At 69.1% G+C, this 16,141-nt stretch carries 18 protein-coding genes and 1 tRNA gene; 11 read left to right on the forward strand and 8 right to left on the reverse strand.

Translation table 11 applies throughout. The annotated features are described in order from the left end of the window. Window positions 1-33 precede the first annotated feature (33 nt). Entirely contained in the window at window positions 34-993 is a 960-nt protein-coding gene (locus ACXJ3V_RS05510; RefSeq protein ID WP_457099253.1) for an EamA family transporter, read from the reverse strand. A 74-nt stretch (window positions 994-1,067) separates the two neighbouring features. Here ACXJ3V_RS05510 and ACXJ3V_RS05515 point away from each other — a divergent pair, with 74 nt between their 5' ends. Genes ACXJ3V_RS05515 through ACXJ3V_RS05525 form a run of 3 tightly spaced genes read left to right on the forward strand, consistent with a single transcriptional unit; the run spans window position 1,068 to window position 4,520 of the window. Next, window positions 1,068-3,287: an MMPL family transporter gene (locus ACXJ3V_RS05515; protein WP_457099254.1), complete on the forward strand. Its 2,220-nt coding sequence runs from the start codon at window positions 1,068-1,070 to the stop codon at window positions 3,285-3,287. Next, entirely contained in the window at window positions 3,284-3,865 is a 582-nt protein-coding gene (locus ACXJ3V_RS05520; RefSeq protein ID WP_457099255.1) for an isochorismatase family protein, read from the forward strand. The genes ACXJ3V_RS05515 and ACXJ3V_RS05520 overlap by 4 nt, the downstream gene beginning before the upstream one ends. Then, window positions 3,858-4,520, forward strand: a complete 663-nt coding sequence (locus tag ACXJ3V_RS05525; RefSeq protein WP_457099256.1) for a DNA alkylation repair protein — start codon at window positions 3,858-3,860, stop codon at window positions 4,518-4,520. Before ACXJ3V_RS05520 ends, ACXJ3V_RS05525 begins: the two co-directional genes overlap by 8 nt. A gap of 15 nt (window positions 4,521-4,535) precedes the next feature. On the opposite strand, the gene ACXJ3V_RS05530 is transcribed toward ACXJ3V_RS05525, so the two are convergent. The 3 genes from ACXJ3V_RS05530 to ACXJ3V_RS05540 all read right to left on the reverse strand — a co-directional run bounded on the left by ACXJ3V_RS05530 (window position 4,536) and on the right by ACXJ3V_RS05540 (window position 6,913). Next, a complete protein-coding gene (locus ACXJ3V_RS05530; protein ID WP_457099257.1) occupies window positions 4,536-5,921 on the reverse strand; it encodes a serine/threonine-protein kinase in 1,386 nt (461 codons plus the stop codon). Between the two features lie 98 nt (window positions 5,922-6,019). Beyond that, a tRNA-Lys gene (locus ACXJ3V_RS05535) sits at window positions 6,020-6,092 on the reverse strand. Between the two features lie 155 nt (window positions 6,093-6,247). Continuing rightward, entirely contained in the window at window positions 6,248-6,913 is a 666-nt protein-coding gene (locus ACXJ3V_RS05540) for a fasciclin domain-containing protein (RefSeq protein WP_457099258.1), read from the reverse strand. Window positions 6,914-7,194: 281 nt separating this feature from the next. Between ACXJ3V_RS05540 and sigK the strand changes: the two genes are divergently transcribed. The 8 genes from sigK to ACXJ3V_RS05580 all read left to right on the forward strand — a co-directional run bounded on the left by sigK (window position 7,195) and on the right by ACXJ3V_RS05580 (window position 12,037). Further along, complete coding sequence (gene sigK / locus ACXJ3V_RS05545) at window positions 7,195-7,797, forward strand: ECF RNA polymerase sigma factor SigK (protein WP_457099259.1); 603 nt, start codon at window positions 7,195-7,197, stop codon at window positions 7,795-7,797. After that, window positions 7,794-8,570: an anti-sigma factor gene (locus tag ACXJ3V_RS05550; protein ID WP_457099260.1), complete on the forward strand. Its 777-nt coding sequence runs from the start codon at window positions 7,794-7,796 to the stop codon at window positions 8,568-8,570. Before sigK ends, ACXJ3V_RS05550 begins: the two co-directional genes overlap by 4 nt. An 86-nt stretch (window positions 8,571-8,656) precedes the next feature. Continuing rightward, complete coding sequence (locus tag ACXJ3V_RS05555) at window positions 8,657-9,004, forward strand: helix-turn-helix transcriptional regulator (protein WP_457099426.1); 348 nt, start codon at window positions 8,657-8,659, stop codon at window positions 9,002-9,004. 39 nt (window positions 9,005-9,043) lie between these two features. After that, complete coding sequence (locus tag ACXJ3V_RS05560; protein ID WP_457099261.1) at window positions 9,044-9,328, forward strand: hypothetical protein; 285 nt, start codon at window positions 9,044-9,046, stop codon at window positions 9,326-9,328. A 31-nt stretch (window positions 9,329-9,359) separates the two neighbouring features. Continuing rightward, on the forward strand, window positions 9,360-9,749 hold the full coding sequence (locus ACXJ3V_RS05565; protein WP_457099262.1) for a hypothetical protein: 390 nt from the start codon (window positions 9,360-9,362) through the stop codon (window positions 9,747-9,749). Window positions 9,750-9,816: 67 nt separating this feature from the next. Continuing rightward, the gene (locus ACXJ3V_RS05570) at window positions 9,817-10,224 is read left to right on the forward strand and encodes a VOC family protein (RefSeq protein WP_457099263.1); all 408 of its coding nucleotides are present in this window, start codon (window positions 9,817-9,819) and stop codon (window positions 10,222-10,224) included. Between the two features lie 101 nt (window positions 10,225-10,325). Continuing rightward, window positions 10,326-10,964 (forward strand): DNA-directed RNA polymerase subunit beta, encoded by a 639-nt coding sequence (locus ACXJ3V_RS05575; protein WP_457099264.1) that lies wholly within the window; start codon window positions 10,326-10,328, stop codon window positions 10,962-10,964. 185 nt (window positions 10,965-11,149) lie between these two features. Next, the gene (locus ACXJ3V_RS05580) at window positions 11,150-12,037 is read left to right on the forward strand and encodes an aminotransferase class IV (RefSeq protein WP_457099265.1); all 888 of its coding nucleotides are present in this window, start codon (window positions 11,150-11,152) and stop codon (window positions 12,035-12,037) included. Window positions 12,038-12,163: 126 nt separating this feature from the next. On the opposite strand, the gene ACXJ3V_RS05585 is transcribed toward ACXJ3V_RS05580, so the two are convergent. From ACXJ3V_RS05585 to pstC, 4 genes are all read right to left on the reverse strand, one after another. Continuing rightward, on the reverse strand, window positions 12,164-12,970 hold the full coding sequence (locus ACXJ3V_RS05585; RefSeq protein WP_457099266.1) for an endonuclease domain-containing protein: 807 nt from the start codon (window positions 12,968-12,970) through the stop codon (window positions 12,164-12,166). Window positions 12,971-13,291: 321 nt separating this feature from the next. Beyond that, window positions 13,292-14,071, reverse strand: a complete 780-nt coding sequence (gene pstB, locus ACXJ3V_RS05590) for a phosphate ABC transporter ATP-binding protein PstB (RefSeq protein WP_457099267.1) — start codon at window positions 14,069-14,071, stop codon at window positions 13,292-13,294. A 26-nt stretch (window positions 14,072-14,097) separates the two neighbouring features. Then, window positions 14,098-15,195, reverse strand: a complete 1,098-nt coding sequence (gene pstA, locus ACXJ3V_RS05595) for a phosphate ABC transporter permease PstA (protein ID WP_457099268.1) — start codon at window positions 15,193-15,195, stop codon at window positions 14,098-14,100. Further along, window positions 15,195-16,139 carry a phosphate ABC transporter permease subunit PstC gene (gene pstC, locus ACXJ3V_RS05600; RefSeq protein ID WP_457099269.1) on the reverse strand — a complete coding sequence of 315 codons (945 nt, stop codon included), beginning with the start codon at window positions 16,137-16,139 and terminating at the stop codon, window positions 15,195-15,197. Before pstC ends, pstA begins: the two co-directional genes overlap by 1 nt. Between the last annotated feature and the right edge of the window lie 2 nt (window positions 16,140-16,141).

Below are 16,141 nucleotides of genomic sequence, written 5' to 3' on the forward strand. Positions count from 1 at the left end.
CTGCGCCCGGGGCTCGGAGTCGCGCTCCAGGATTCAAGCGAGCGCGAGCAGGACCCCGGCGGTCAGTGCGAGTGCGAGCCCGATCCACTGGACTCGTGCGATCCGCTCGCGCAGCACCAGTGCAGCGAGGATGATCGTGCCCGCCGGGTACGTGGCGGTCAGGGCCGACACGACGGTCAGATCGCCGAGGCGCAGCGCCACGAGGAGCAGCAGATTGGCTCCCGCGTCCAGCACGCCGCATGCGGCGGCCAGCAGCCATGCGGTGCGCAGCAGGCCGACCGGTGACGGCTCGGGGCGCTCGCTCGCGTGCTCGAGATCGGCGTGTCCCGTCGGTGTGACGCCGATCCTCGGGCCTTCGGGCGCCCACACCGACGCTGCCGGCCGCCCGGCCCGCACCGCAGCAACGGCGAGGACTCCGATCGTCGCTCCGGTGATCAGGGTGTTGACGCTGCGGCTCATGAGGAGCGGGACCAGGCCGCTCTCGTCGCTGGTCTGATCGATGATGATCAGGAACGCGCCGATAGCGACGCCGGCGCCGACGGCCATCAGGATGCCGCGCAGGCTCGGGCGGGCGACCTGCTCACCGGGGACGAAGCCGACGAGCACGACGCTGACAAGCGCGACCCCGAGACCGGCATAGCCGATGGGGGAGAGCGTTTCGCCCTCGACCAGGAGCCCCCACAGCATCGGCGCGATCGCCGAGACCACCGCGGTGAGGGGCGACAGGATGCTCATCGGGCCGATCGCGAGGCACGCGTACAGCAGCACGACCGCGATTGCACCGGTGACACCGGAGAGCGCGCCCCAGATGACATCGGACGGGATCCACTCGCCGCCGATCACGGGGTAGGTGACCAGAAGCAGCAGCAGCCCCGTGAACGCGGCCACCGCGGTCACGACGATCGACCGAAGTCGCTGCGCCGCCAGGCCTCCGAGGAAGTCCGCGGCGCCGTAGACCAGAGCGCCGATGAGCGCGATAGCGGAGGAGTACATGGTCGCTCCAGCATAGGGAGCGCGCCGTCGGCCCCGAGTGGCGCGCAGGGGAGATTGCTAGATAAGCTAGCGATATGCCAACCCGACGTGACCTCAAGACCGCTCATCACTCTCAGCGTCTACCCACGCGCTGGGTGCGGATCGGCATCCCGGTCGTGCTCATCCTGATCTGGCTGGTCGGCGGGTCGATCGGCGGGCCGTACTTCGGAAAGGTCGATGAGGTCTCCTCGAACGACCAGTCGAGCTACCTTCCCGAGACCTCCGATGCGACCGCGGTCAGCGAGCGCCTGCCCGACTTCCTCGGCGGCGATTCCATCCCCGCCGTCGTGGTCGTCACCGGCGAGGGGGCGCTGACTGACGACGAACTGGCGGCGCTGCAGGACCTGCCGGACGAGCTCGCCGCCGTGGAAGGCATAGACGGTGACGTATCTCCGCCGATCGTCTCGGACGATGGCGAGGCGGTGCAGTTCTTCGTGCCGGTGTCCACCGACGGCGAGGTCGTCGACACCGTGTCGGCTCTGAAAGCAACTCTCGATGATCAGCTGCCCGAGGGGCTGGAGGCGTGGGTGACAGGGCCGGCCGGGTTCACCGCAGACCTGGTCACGGGATTCATGGGCATCGACGGACTGCTGCTGATCGTCGCGCTCGGTGCGGTGTTCCTGATCCTCATCATCGTCTACCGGTCGCCGCTGCTGCCGGTCCTCGTGCTGCTCACTTCGACCTTCGCGCTGTGTGTCGCCCTGCTCACGGTGTGGTGGCTCGCCAAGGCGGGCGTGCTCGTGCTGAACGGTCAGGTGCAGGGCATCCTCTTCATCCTCGTGATCGGAGCAGCGACCGACTACGCGCTCCTGTACGTCGCCCGCTTCCGGGAAGCGGTCGCCGACGGTGCGGCGAAGTGGGATGCCACGACCCGCGCGTGGCGCGGAGCGTTCGAGCCGATCATCGCCTCCGGGGGAACGGTGATCGCGGCCCTGCTGTGCCTGGTGCTCTCGGACCTCGCCACCAACCGGGCACTGGGGCCGATCGGGGCGATCGGCATCGCGTTCGCCGTGCTCTCCGCACTGACCTTCCTGCCGGCCCTGCTCGCTGTCTTCGGGCGGGCGGCGTTCTGGCCCTTCATCCCCAATCGGCCGGTGGCGATGATCCCCGACGACCTCACGCAGCCGGTGAAGGGCTTCTGGCCGCGGCAGGCGCGCTTGGTCGCGCGTCGGGCGCGTCCGGTCTGGGTGATCGCGACCATCGTGCTGCTCGCCGCCTCCGCAGGGATGCTGCAGCTGCAGGCTGATGGCGTGCCTTCGAGCGACCTGGTGCTTGGCCCGTCCGAGGCGCGGGACGGTCAGGACGTGCTCGCCGAGCACTTCCCGGCCGGATCGGGCAGCCCGGTCTATGTGATCGTGCCCGAGGAGGGCCTCGCCGACGCCGCGGCTGTGATCACCGACAGCGACGGGATCGAGTCGGTGGCCGTGGCATCCGAGGATTCACCCACCGGTCAGGCGACGGTCGCCCTCGAAGGGGGCGAGGTGGTGCTCTCGGTTCCCGGTCCGCCCGGAGCACCGGCACCCGCACCGACCGTCTCGGACGGCGATGTGCTGCTGATCGGCACGCTCTCGGATGCCGCGGACTCCGCTGCGGCGGAGCAGACGGTGCGCGACCTGCGCGTGAGCCTCGACGAGACGCTTGGCGAAGGCATTGCACAGGTCGGCGGCGTCACCGCGACCGACGTCGACTCCAACGACACGTCGATCCGCGATCGGACGCTCATCATCCCGGTCGTGCTCCTGGTCATCCTCCTGATCCTCATGCTGCTGCTGCGGGCGATCCTCGCCCCGATCCTGCTCGTGCTGAGCGTCATCCTCTCCTTCGGCGCCGCGCTGGGGGTGAGTGCGATCGTCTTCAACCACGTCTTCGGCTTCCCCGGGGCGGACCCGGCTGTGCCGCTGTACGGCTTCGTGTTCCTGGTGGCGCTCGGGGTGGACTACAACATCTTCCTGATGTCGCGCGTGCGCGAGGAGACGCTCGTGCACGGCACGCGTTCCGGCATCCTCCGGGGGCTCGTGGCGACCGGCGGCGTGATCACGTCGGCGGGCCTCGTGCTCGCGGCCACCTTCGCGGCGCTCGGGGTGATCCCGATCCTCTTCCTCGCCCAGCTCGCATTCATCGTCGCGTTCGGCGTGCTGCTGGACACGTTCGTGGTGCGCTCGCTTTTGGTGCCCGCGGTGACGCACGACATCGGCCGGGCTATCTGGTGGCCGTCCAAGCTCGCCCGCGAAGACGGGCGTACCCTCGGATCATGAGCAAAGCGCTGTTCATCGTCGACGTCCAGAACGACTTCACCGAGGGCGGTCCGCTCGCCGTCGATGGCGGCGACGCCGTCGCCGAGCGGATCTCGCGGTTCCTCGCCACGCACGCGGAGGACTACGCCGTCATCGTCGCCTCGAGAGACTGGCACGACAGCGACAACGACAACGGCGGCCATTTCGCGGCCGGCGAGCCCGACTTCGTCGACTCCTGGCCGGTGCACTGCGTCGGCGGCACCGAGGGCGCCGAATACGACCCGGGTCTGGTGACGGATGCCGTGACCCACCATGTGAAGAAGGGCCAAGGCAGGCCCGCCTACTCGCTGTTCGAGGGGAAGACCGAGGCCGGCGAGACCGTCGCCGCACTGCTCGACGCGCACGGTGTCGTAGACGTCGACGTCACCGGGCTCGCCACCGACTACTGCGTACGGGCATCGGCCCTCGAAGCCATCGAGCGCGGTCGGCACGTCCGGGTGCTGACCGATCTCATCGCCGCCGTGGCGCCGGCATCCGGAGAGGCGGCGCTGGCTGAGATGGCGCACGCGGGCGCCGAGCTCGCGCCGTCGGGTGTCTGAGCCGACCGCAGCAGGGGTGCGCGCGGCGCTCGAGGCCGAGGCATCCGCCGACGAACGCGCCAAGATCCAGCGGCGGATGACCGACGAGGTCACCTCGGTGATCGGCGTGCGCATGGGGACGCTCTTCGATATCGCGAAGACGAACACCCGGATGCCGCTGTCCGAGGTCGCCGCGCTGCTCGACACGGACGTCTACGAGCTCAAGATGGTCGCGGTCAGCATCCTGGACTTCAAGACCCGCAGCCGGGGGCTCGGCGAGGCGGAGCGAGGGGAGCTGTACGAACTGTGGATGAGTCGGGTCGATCGCATCGACACGTGGGACTACATCGACCGGTCAGCTCCGAGGGTCGTCGGCTGGTATCTGCTCGACAAGCCACGCGACGTGCTGTTCGAGCTCGCGCGGTCGGACCGCTGGTGGCATCGGCGTGCGGCGATCACGGCGGCGTTCTGGATCATCCGAGCCCGCGATCTCGGCGACCCGCTCGCGCTGTGCGAACTTCTCGCGGCCGACCCGGAGCATCTCGTGCAGACGAACGTCGGCGTCGCGCTGCGGGAGATCGGCCGGGTGGATCGGTCAGCGCTCGAGGAGTTCCTCGAGGGCCGAGGCGATGACCTCAGCGCGCACGCTCGGCGCACCGCCCGGACGGCGCTCTGACCCGGCGCACCGCGCTCAGCCGTCTTTGCCCTTGCCCTTGCCGTTGTCGTCGCCCTTGTCGTCGTTTCCGCCGCCGTTGTCGTTGCCGGGCCCGCTGTTGTCGTTCCCTTTGTCGTCCGGTGGCGTCGTCGCCACGCTCGGCGAAGGGTCGGAGGCGGGCTCGGTCGAGGGTGACTCGACAACCGACGGGGTCGACGACGGGCTCGGCGACGGCTCCGCGGCGGGGCCGGGCAGAGCCGCGAACCAGGCGATGCCGAGCGCGACGATGAGGGCAAGTCCCGCGGCCCCTGCGGCGATGAGTCCGGGTCGCAGGCGGGACTTCCGCGGCGGGTTGCCTGAGCCGGCGGCGGCCGCGGCTACGGATGCGGGGATGGTGGGGAGGGGCGGCGTGAAGGCGGCTTGCGTCGGCGCATCCGCCGCTGCGGCGGCCGCGCCTGCGGCGCCCGCGCCGAGCGCGGCCCCGCCCGCGGCCGCACCGAGAACCGCCGCCCCCGGCAGCGCCTCGGTGGGCTGATCGCCGACCGGCAGGACGGCGGTGAGTCCGGTCGCGCCGGGCGGTGCGATGAGGGCGGATGCCGCCACCGCGACTTCGAGCGACGTCGGGCGCAATGCGGGGTCGGTCGCTGTCATCGCTGTCAGCAGGCGCTTCCAGCTGGGTTCCAGCGAGTCGGGAACAGTCGGCGGGACCGTCAGTCGTATCGCGATCGCCTCATGCCCGGCCGCATTCGGGTACGCGCGCTGGCCGGTGATGGCCTCGAGGGCGACGAGCCCCAGCGCGTAGATGTCGGCCGGGGGAGCGGGCTGCTGGCCGCGCACCTGCTCAGGCGCGAGGTAGGCGGCGGTGCCGATGAGCATCCCCGGCGTGGTGAGGCGTGTCGAGTCGAGGAGGTAGGCGATGCCGAAGTCGGCCAGCTTGGGGCGGAACTGGCGTCCGGGCAGCGGCGACGGGGCGAGGATGACGTTCGACGGCTTGATGTCGCGATGCACAATCCCGGCGTTGTGCACCGCGTGCAGCGCCTCGGCCAGTTCGGCCGTCATGGCAGCGACCTCCGCGGCATCCACCGGTCCTCTTGCGATGAGGTCTCGCAGCGTCGGACCGTCGATGTACTCCATTACGAGGTAGCCCTGGCCCTGCTCGCCGAGGTGCGCATCGAAGAGGGTGACCAGGGAGGGATGGCTCATCGAGGCGAGGATCGTCGTCTCGGAACGGACGCGCTCGAGGTGACCAGGGGTGTCGGTCTGCCCGCGGATGACCTTGATCGCCACGGTGCGCCCCAGCGCCGTGTCTTCAGCACGGTAGACGTCGGCCATTCCGCCTTCGCCGATGAGCTCCTGGATGCGATAGCGACCGGCGAGCAGGCCACCGGGCTCGATCGGGCCCGAGGCTCCATCGATGCTCATGCCGCTCCCTCGACCATGAATCGAATGTAACCCGTGGTGCACAGGTCGAGGCGGCGCTTGAATCTGCCGGCCGACCGTGCAAGACGATCAGGATGCGGTGGGCCCCATGGGGCTCGAACCCATGACCCGCGGATTAAAAGTCCGATGCTCTACCGACTGAGCTAGAGGCCCGCGACGTCCTAGCCTACTTCGCCCCGTCGAAGCCTCGGAACGCCGCACGCAAGCGACCGCTGGTGCACCCTCGCAGTGCACCAGCGGTCGCGCCGCCCCGTGAAGCCGACGCCGGCTCCTGTGGGCCGGCCGCCCCCCCGAGCGGCCGGAGTCTTCTACTGAGCCGGGGGCATCAGCACCGTGTCGATGAGGTACACGACCGCGTTGCCCGTCTGGACGCCGCCGCACAGGACTGCGGCGCCGTTGACCATCAGGCTGTCGCCGCTTCCGGTCACTTCGAGATCCGAGCCCTGGACGGTCGTGTGTGTGCCGACGATCGCGTCGGGCTCGATCTGTCCGGGAACCACGTGATACGTGAGGATCGTCGTCAGCGTGGCGGAGTCGGTCTTGAGCGCCTCGATCGTCGCAGGGTCGATCTTCGCGAACGCGTCATCGACCGGCGCGAAGACGGTGAACTCGCTGCCGTTGAGGGTGTCGACGAGGTTGACGTCGGGGTTGAGCTGTCCGCTCACCGCAGCCGTGAGCGTGGTCAGCATCGGATTGTTGGATGCCGCGACCGCGACGGGGTCCTGCGACATGCCCTCGATCGAGCCGGCGCCGTCCGGCACCGCGTCGGCGTAGGCCTGGCAGGCCGGCCCGACGAGGTTGGCGGCCGGATCCATCATGGTCTCCTCAGCCATCGGCGTCTCGGTCTGCTGTGCGCTCGGGGCGGTGTCGTCCATCGACCCGGCCGTGGTCGCGGACGTGCACCCCGCCAATGCGATGACTGCCGCGAATGCAAGCGCCAGGCCTGCGGTGGCGTGAATCTTCCTGCTGTGCATGAGTTCCTCCGGTCTCGGAGCCCGCAGGGCGGACTCACGGTCACTCGTCCCGGCCAGCCGGGGCGGTGCGCCGCGGAAGCGGCGTACACAGGCTCTTCGGGGCCGGTCCTGGATCGGATTGGCGCGCTGCACACCGGTGCGTCGATGCAATCCGATTCACGCATCGAGGCGAACAACCCGCAGAAGCCGAGGAGCGAACCGGCGGGCGTGGAAGTGTACTCGTTCACCTTCGGGTGAGCGAGCCCGACAGGAATACCTAGGGGAGCGGTGGTGGGTAGGGCATGCTGGGGGACGTGGTGATCGATGGCGTGGACGTGCCCGAGGACGGCACCGAGCAGGTCGATCATGTCGGCGCCCTCCTCGTGCGCGTCGCCGGTGGCGACCAGAGTGCTTTCGCGGACCTCTACGACATGCTCTCGCCGCGCGTCTTCGGCCTGATCCTCCGGGTGCTCATCGACCGCGCCCAGAGCGAGGAGGTGCTGCAGGAGGTCTTCCTCGAGCTGTGGCAATCCGCCGGGCGCTTCGCTCCGAACAAAGGTCAGGGCAGATCGTGGGTCTTCATGATCGCGCATCGCCGGGCGGTGGACCGCGTGCGGGCGGCGCAGGCGAGCGCCGACCGTGATGTTCGCATCGGCTCCCGCGATCTCGACATCGCACACGACGAGGTTGCCGAGCAGGTGGAGTTGAAGATCGAAGGAACGCGCGTGGTGGGCGCGGTGGCCACGCTCCCGGCCATCCAGCGCGAGGCGATCACGCTCGCCTACTACGGCGGATACAGTCAGAGCGAAATCGCGGCCCTCCTGGGAGTGCCGCTGGGCACGATCAAGACCAGGATGCGAGACGGATTGTCCCGCCTGCGCACCGAGATGGGGGTGACGAGATGAACGTGCACGAGTTCGCCGAACTGGCGGCGGGCCACGCGCTGCACGCGCTGTCGCCCGAGGATCAGCAGGCCTATGATGTCGCTCTCGCCGCGCACCCGGAGTGGACCGCGATTGCGGATGCGGATGCCTCGACCGCCGCAGACCTCGCCGACGGGGTCGCCGAGGTCGCACCGCCCGCGCACGTCCGGCAGGCGCTCCTGGCGAGGATCGCTTCCGAGCCCGCCGCCGATGCGGAAACCCCCGTTGCAGACTCCGGGACCGGGGGAGAGCCCGCGCCGAACACCGAGGCGATCCAGACAGTCTCCCGGCGGCAGTGGACGCGGGGACTGCTCGCGCTCGCGGCATCCCTCGTCCTGCTCGTGGCGCTGGGCACCGGCGTCGCGATGATCGGGGACCGGCTCCACCAGCCGGCGGCGGTGGTGGCACAGAACGAGATCGAGTCGGCGCCTGACGCCCAGACGAGCACCGCGAAGGTGGAAGGCGGTGGGCACGCGACACTGAAATGGTCGGACGAGGTCGGCAAGGCCGTCGTCGTCACCGAGGGCGTCGCGGAACTGGACCCGGACCAGGCGTATGAGCTGTGGTTCGCGCGTGAGGGTGTCATGGTGTCGGCCGGAGTGTTCACGACGGACGCCGACGGCTCTGCGACCACGCTGCTGAACGCGCCGATCCAGGAAGGCGACGAGGCGGTGGCGATCACGATCGAAGAGGAAGGCGGATCGCCGAGCGGCGAGCCGACGTCCGACCCGATCACCACGCTCCCGACCGCGTAGCGGAGGCATCGGGTATCGTTCGGGCCGTGGCATCCGCTCCGCAGTCCCCACAGACCCTCGTGCACCTTCGTCGCGCGCGGGATCTGATGGACCGCGACTACGCCCAGCCGCTCGACGTGCCCACCATGGCGAGGCACGCCCTCATGTCGCCCGCGCACTTCTCCCGTGAGTTCAAGACCGCCTACGGCGAGACGCCGTACGCCTACCTCATGACCCGTCGCATCGAGCGCGCCATGGCGCTGCTGCGCGCGGGCGCGTCGGTGACGGATGCCTGCACCGCCGTCGGCGCGACCTCGCTGGGGTCGTTCAGCTCGACCTTCACCGAACTCGTCGGCGAAACCCCGACCTCGTATCGCTCGCGGTCGCACGAGGCGGCCGAAGCGATGCCCGCCTGCATCGCCAAGCTGCTCACGCGACCCACCCGATTCGGCTAGTACGGTATCTGGGTTGAGCTCTGACCGAGAGGCACAGTCATGACGGACCATCATCCGGACATCAGCGACGCCATTGTGGTGTTCCTCAAGAACTACCCAGGAAAGAACGACGAGGAGTTCGAGGCCAGGTTCGGCACGGAGGCAGCTCGTGAGGCAGTTCGCGCGACTCTGGACGAGACGTCGAGGATTCGGATCGACTGGGCCGACAAGTCGCTCACCGACGCAGGGGAGGCGATCGAGAAGGTGATGCACGAGAGGCACCCTGAGTTGTCGGCCGCTGCGCTCGAGAAACTCTCGAACTACTTCACCTACCTCGTCAGATGATGGCCCTCCGCGGTCAGGTGAAAGGAACTCCATGACGGGCAATGTCACCGCCGATCTCTTCCGCGCCCTCATCGACAACATGGAAGATCCAGTCGTCGACGGGGACGGCTGGGAGTCGCTGGCGATCATCCTGGAGTTCCCCGATGGCGCGTTCAACGCGGCGCATGGATACCTCTATTCGCCCGATGGTGAGATAACGGCCGTGGCCTCGGACCCGTGGGCTGTAGCGCCCGCGGTGAAGGCGTACACCGACAGCTACTACACGCCCGGTGCGAACCTGCCGCGGAAGGCTCTCGTGCAGCTCAACCGCACGACGGGCAAGTACAGAGTGACTTTCGAGGAGACTGACGAGGCGCGTTGGAAGGTGACCCCGCGAAACTTCAGGCAACTCCGTGAGGAGTTGCGTCCCGATTTCGATTGACCGGTCCGCGCGACATCGAGCAGGATCGGAGAAGCGTCATCCCGCGCCCCGTCCTAGCGTGGGAGGCATGTCGAAGATCTCATTGCGCTACTGCCCCATCACCGTCGACGACGTCGACGCCGCCCTCGCCTTCTACCGCGACGCCCTCGGTCTCGAGCCCCACGGTGACTTCGCCAACGATGGGTTCCGGTGGGTGACCCTGGGCTTCCCTGGACAGCCCGGCCTGGAGGTCGTGCTGTCCGAGCCCGGCGCCGGGCGGGGGCCCGACGACGCCGACGCGCTCCATCGACTCCTCGCCAAGGGCTCGCTGCCCGGTCCGCTCGTCTTCACGACGGACGACCTCGACGCGACGTTCGAGCGGGTGCGTGCCAGCGGTGCCGAGGTGCTGCAGGAGCCCATTGACCAGGATTGGGGTCCCCGCGACTGCGCCTTCCGCGACCCGGCGGGCAACCACATCCGCATCAACCAGGTGTGACCGCGCGGCACGCGGTGGGGGATCGACCCATGTGCCTGCCCTGGATGGTGCCGACGCCGGATCGCGCGCGGGTGCTCGTCACCGCGGGTAGCCTGGAAGCGATGAGCGACGATTCGAGGGACTTCCACAAGCCCGTACGGCGGCCAGCCGAGGTGTTCGACCGCCTGTTCGCGGCCGAGGATCCCGCCGAAGTCTCGCGCGTCGCCCATTCGACAGCGCATGCGCTGCTGGCCCGGGTGCGTCAGGATCCGACCGGCGAAGTGCTCGACCGCCTTGTCTCGTTCACCGATGAGCACGGCATCGATGACCTCGCCGAACTGTGGTCGCGGTCACCCGCGCGCACGCTGCCGGGCGCGCTCTGGCGCCTCTATCTGATTCAGCTCATGATCCACGACGACCCCCGCACCGCCGCACTGCTCTACGAGCGCGGGCGGATCGCGCTCGACTCCGTCGATCCGGTGATCGCCGGCGCGCCGGTTCCCGCCGGGCCCGACGAGCTCATCGCGCTCGTCGACATGATCCTGCGCGGCCTGTTCGAAGGCGACTTCGCGATCGCGCTCGAGCGCGCTGCGGCGTTCTGCCGCGTGCAGGCGTCCGGTGCGACGCACGTCGCCGACGACTACGAGGCAACCGAGCCGGAGCGGGCATCGACCCTCACCACCCGAGCGCTGCGCCTCACCGACTACGCGGGCGACCTCGCCGCGTGCGCCGCGCTGTGGCGACGGGATGCGCTGGCCTGATCCGGGAGAGTGCCGGTGGCGCACGCGAACCGTCGCCTGGGCAGAGAAGTGCCGGGCCGCAGAACGCCTCTCGGCGCGAGGCCGCTCTCGGCGGCAAAAGATGGAGCCCGGGGTTACTGCGGCCCGGCTGTTCCAGTGTAACGGAGCCGCGTGGCGGGGCATTCCCGTCGGGCTAGGCTCGTGCAATGACCTGGCGCTTCGCCCTCATGATCGACCCCGCGGCATCCGACGATCCCCGCTCCGACTTCGGCGAGACCTTCACCTCCGTCGATCCCACGACGCCGGCGCTGAGCGTCGGCGAGCTGAGCACGCAGCGCGGTGACGGGATCTTCGAGTCGATCGGCGTCGTCGACGGCCACCCGCAGGAGGTGGCGGCGCATCTCGATCGCCTCGCGCACTCGGCGCAGCTGTGCGATCTGCCGTTGCCAAACCCGGAGCAGTGGCGGCAGGCGGTGGTGCACGCGGCGGCGAACTGTCCCGCCGAGGGCGAGGGCGTGATCAAGCTGATCCTCAGCCGGGGTGTCGAGCACGGTCCGACGCCGACCGCGTGGGTCACGGCCGCGCAGGCCGCGGACTTCCGGGGGGCGCGGGAGCGCGGCCTCCGTGTCGTCACCCTCGATCGCGGCTACGACAGTGCGGCGCCCGCGCGCGCTCCGTGGCTGCTGCTGGGGGCCAAGACCCTGTCGTACGCGGTGAACATGGCGGCGATCCGCGAGGCGCACCGCCGCGGCGCCGATGACGCGATCTTCGTGTCGTCAGACGGCATGGTGCTCGAGGCACCCACGGCCTCGGTCATCCTGCGCTTCGGCGACCGTTTCGTAACCCCGGAGCCGACCGGCGCGATCCTGCACGGCACGACGCAGGTGAGCCTGTTCGAGCGCCTCGCTGCGCTCGGCCACGAGACCGCCTACGAGGCCGTCCCGGTCGACGCGCTGGGCAGAGCGGATGCCGCGTGGCTGGTGTCGAGCGTCCGGCTCGCGGCTCCGATCACCGCCGTGGACGGCGCCTCGGTGCCCCTCGACCTGACCCTCACGGCCGGCTTCAACCGCTACCTGCTGAGCCCCCGCGACTGACCGGTGTCGGCCGGCCTGCCCCCGTGTACCCAACTGCGGGGATGGTGGGCGACACGCCGGGGGATGGATGCCTCGACCCGGCGTGTCGGGCGGGCCGCCCGCAGGTGGGTACGGGCCAGAGGCTCGCTACAGGTGTCGGCCTGCGGCGACGTGGGCCATGATCGCCCGCTCGACGAGGTCCCAGTCGTGGACGATGAGGGCGTAGTCGAACCGGAGCGTCAGGTAGCCCCAGATGGCGGCATTGGCGTCGCGCCGCAGGTCCTTGTGTCGGTGCTCGGCGTCCGCGTGGTTGGCGGCACCGTCGGCTTCGACGACAAGCCGGTCGCCGATGAGAAGATCAACCCGACCCGTGGCGGGAATCACGACCTGTGTCCGTACCGGCAGTCCGTACGCCCGCAACCGCCCGCGGATCAGCGACTCGAGTCCGCTGTCGGCGTCGGTGCGGGCGAACGCGATAGCCGCGCGCGCGGCCGCGCTGGTGTGCGCGCCCAGCCAGGTCAGACCCTCAGCGTCGATCAGCTTGAGTCGCAGCGCAGACTCCAGTACGACGAAGAACTCCTCGATTCCCCGGCAGAAGAGGATCTGGCGCAAGATCCGCGGCACCGGCGGGAGCGCGAACGAGTCGGGTCCGCGGTCGTCATCCCAGTGTTCGACGCACTTGCACGGATCCTGCTCGTCGCGGTGGTGCCGATGGCCGCCGCGACGCATCCAGACATGCGCCACCGAGCCTTCGTCGAGCACCCACAACCCGAGATGCCGGGCTGCGGTGATGCACGCGAGACTCCCGCCGTGTGCCGCTGCGTCGACGGCAGCGGCGCAGGCGTCCGGTGAGGCGTAAACCCCGCGACGCACCACGATGAGACCGGACGTTTCGCGGGCGATCGCGCGTCGACTCCGACCCTCGGACCGCAGTTGCGCGGTCGTCCGAATCATCCCGTCGCTCGTCCCGCACATCTTGCGATGCTCGCCGAAACCGCGCACTGCATTCGGGACCCGGACGACGGTCGTGGAGGGCACGCGCTCACGGGCCGCGGGGGAGGAGCCGTGACCCTCCGGCCCTCCGTTCGCTCGCCATGTGCGCAGCTGCGGGGATGGTGGGCGACACGCCGGGTGACGGATGCCTTGACCCGGCGCGTCGGCCAGACCGCCCGCAGCTGGGTACACCCTGACCCGACCATGAGGCCAGAGCGCCTGTAGTGGGAACACCGAGACCCGACCAAGACGGCGGGTCGCGGCATCCGTCCCGAAACGGGTTCAGCCGAAGCGGCCGGAGACGTAGTCCTCGGTGGCCTGCACGGTGGGCGAGGTGAAGATCGACTTCGTGTCGTTGTACTCGATGAGCTTGCCCGGCTTGCCGGTGCCGGCGATGTTGAAGAACGCCGTGCGGTCGGACACGCGCGAGGCCTGCTGCATGTTGTGCGTGACGATGACGATCGTGTAGTCCTGCTTGAGCTCTTCGATCAGCTCCTCGATCGCGTACGTCGAGATCGGGTCGAGGGCGGAGCACGGCTCGTCCATCAGCAGCACCTGCGGCGACACGGCGATCGCGCGCGCGATGCAGAGGCGCTGCTGCTGGCCGCCCGACAGTCCGGAGCCGGGCTTGTCGAGACGGTCCTTGACCTCGTTCCAGAGGTTCGCCCCCTGGAGCGACTTCTCGACGAGCGCCTCGGCATCCGACCGCGAGATGCGGCTGTTGTTGAGCTTGACGCCCGCCAGCACGTTCTCTTTGATCGACATCGTCGGGAACGGGTTCGGGCGCTGGAAGACCATGCCGACCTGGCGACGAACGAGCACCGGGTCGACGCCAGGGCCGTACAGGTTGTCGCCGTCGAGGAGGACTTCACCCTCGACGCGCGCGCCCGGGATCACCTCGTGCATGCGGTTCAGTGTGCGAAGGAAGGTCGACTTGCCGCAGCCGGAGGGGCCGATGAAGGCCGTGACGCTGCGGGGCTCGATTGAGAGGGAGACGCCCTCAACGGCGAGGAAGCTGCCGTAGTAGACGTGGAGGTCGTTGACTTCGATGCTCTTGGACAAGGTCTCGTTCTTTCGGGTGGAGGAGGTCAGCGGCCGGTCTTGGGGGAGAACACCTTCGCCACGATGCGCGCGACGAGGTTCAGGACCATGACGATCAGGATCAGGGTCAGGGCACCGGCCCAGGCGCGATCCAGGTAGGCCTCCGGCGGGATGCCCTGGTTCGCATACTCCGTGTAGGTGAAGACCGGCAGCGTCTGCATGCGGCCGTCGAAGAGGTCGTAGTTCATGCTGTTGGTGAATCCGGCCGTGATCAGCAGCGGCGCCGTCTCGCCGATGACCCGGGAGATGGACAGCATGACTCCGGTCGTGATGCCCGCGATCGAGGTGGGCAGCACGATCTTGACGACGGTCAGCCACTTCGGAACGCCCAGGGCGTACGAGGCTTCGCGCAGCTCGTTGGGCACGAGCCGCAGCATCTCCTCGGTTGACCGGACGACGACGGGGATCATCAGCACGGAGAGGGCGATCGAGCCCATGATGCCCATGCGGATGCCGGGGCCGAAGAAGAGGGCGAAGAGCGCATACGCGAACAGGCCGGCGACGATCGACGGGATGCCGGTCATGACGTCGACGAGGAAGGTGATGCCGCGGGCGACGCGCTTGCCCTCGCCGTACTCGACGAGATAGATCGCCGCCATGAGCCCGATCGGGATCGAGATGACGGCCGCGGCGCCGGTGATGAGCACGGTGCCGACGATGGCGTGGAGCGCGCCACCGCCCTCGCCGACCACGTTGCGCATCGAGGAGGAGAAGAACAGCGCATCGAAGCGTGCGATGCCGTTGGCGACGACCGTGAAGGCTACCGAAACGAGCGGAACCATCGCGATGATGAACGCCGATGCGACGACCCCCGTGACCAGACGGTCAACGGCCTTGCGGCGGCTCTCGACGATGGTCGAGATCGTGAAGATCAGGACCAGATAGAGGATGCCCGCGGCGACGAGCCAGCCGGCGACGTTGAGAGGCTCCCCGGCGCCGGCCGCGACGATCGCGAACACGGCGAGCATGGATGCGAGGGCAGCCGCGACCAATGCCCACACCGCCCAGCCGGGGAGGCGGCCAGTCGTGAGCTTGAGCGGCTGCGGCGCGCTGCGCTGCTGCGGTGGCGTGGCGGTGATGGTCATCAGTTGGCCCCCGAGAATTCCTTGCGGCGATTGACGATCAGCCGTGCGACGAAGTTGACCGCGAAGGTCACGACGAACAGGATGAGGCCGGTCGCGATGAGGACGTTGATGTTGGTTCCGAACGCCTCGGGGAAGGTCAGGGCGATGTTCGCCGCGATCGTCGAGGGGTTCGTGGAAGTGAACAGCTGCAGCGTGACGGTTCCCGTCGCCGAGAGCACCATCGCGACGGCCATCGTCTCGCCGAGGGCGCGGCCGAGGCCGAGCATCGAGGCAGAGACGATGCCGCTGCGACCGAAGGGAAGGACGGCCATGCGGATCATCTCCCAGCGGGTCGCGCCGAGTGCGAGGGCGGCTTCCTCGTGGAGGACGGGGGTCTGCAGGAAGATCTCACGGCAGATCGCGGTGATGATCGGCACGACCATGACCGCGAGGACGATCGCGGCGGTGAAGATCGTGCGTCCGGTCGCCGATACGGGACCGGCGAAGAGCGGGAACCACCCCAGGTTGGTGGTGAGCCACGCGTAGACCGGCTGCACGGCCGGTGCCAGGACAAGGATGCCCCAGAGGCCGAAGACGACCGACGGCACGGCGGCGAGGAGGTCGACGACATAGCCGAGGGCCTGCGCGATCCGGCGGGGTGCGTAGTGGCTGATGAAGAGGGCGACGCCGAGCGACAGCGGAATCGCCATGATGAGGGCGAGCAGGGCCGCCCAGATCGTGCCGAAGAGCAGCGGCCAGACGTAGTCCCAGAAGTTCGTGGTGAGGAGGGATGCCTCCGCAGGCGTCGCGCCGACGGCGGGCAGCGACTGGATGATGAGGAAGATCGCCACGGCGGCGAGCGTCACGAGGATCATCGAGCCGGCGGCCAGGGCGGTGCCCGAGAACCACAGATCTCCGGGCCGCTGCTTGGCCGGGATCTTCGTCGCGGCGGGGGCGGCTGTCATCT

It is taken from the genome of Microbacterium sp. P5_E9, assembly GCF_054049175.1.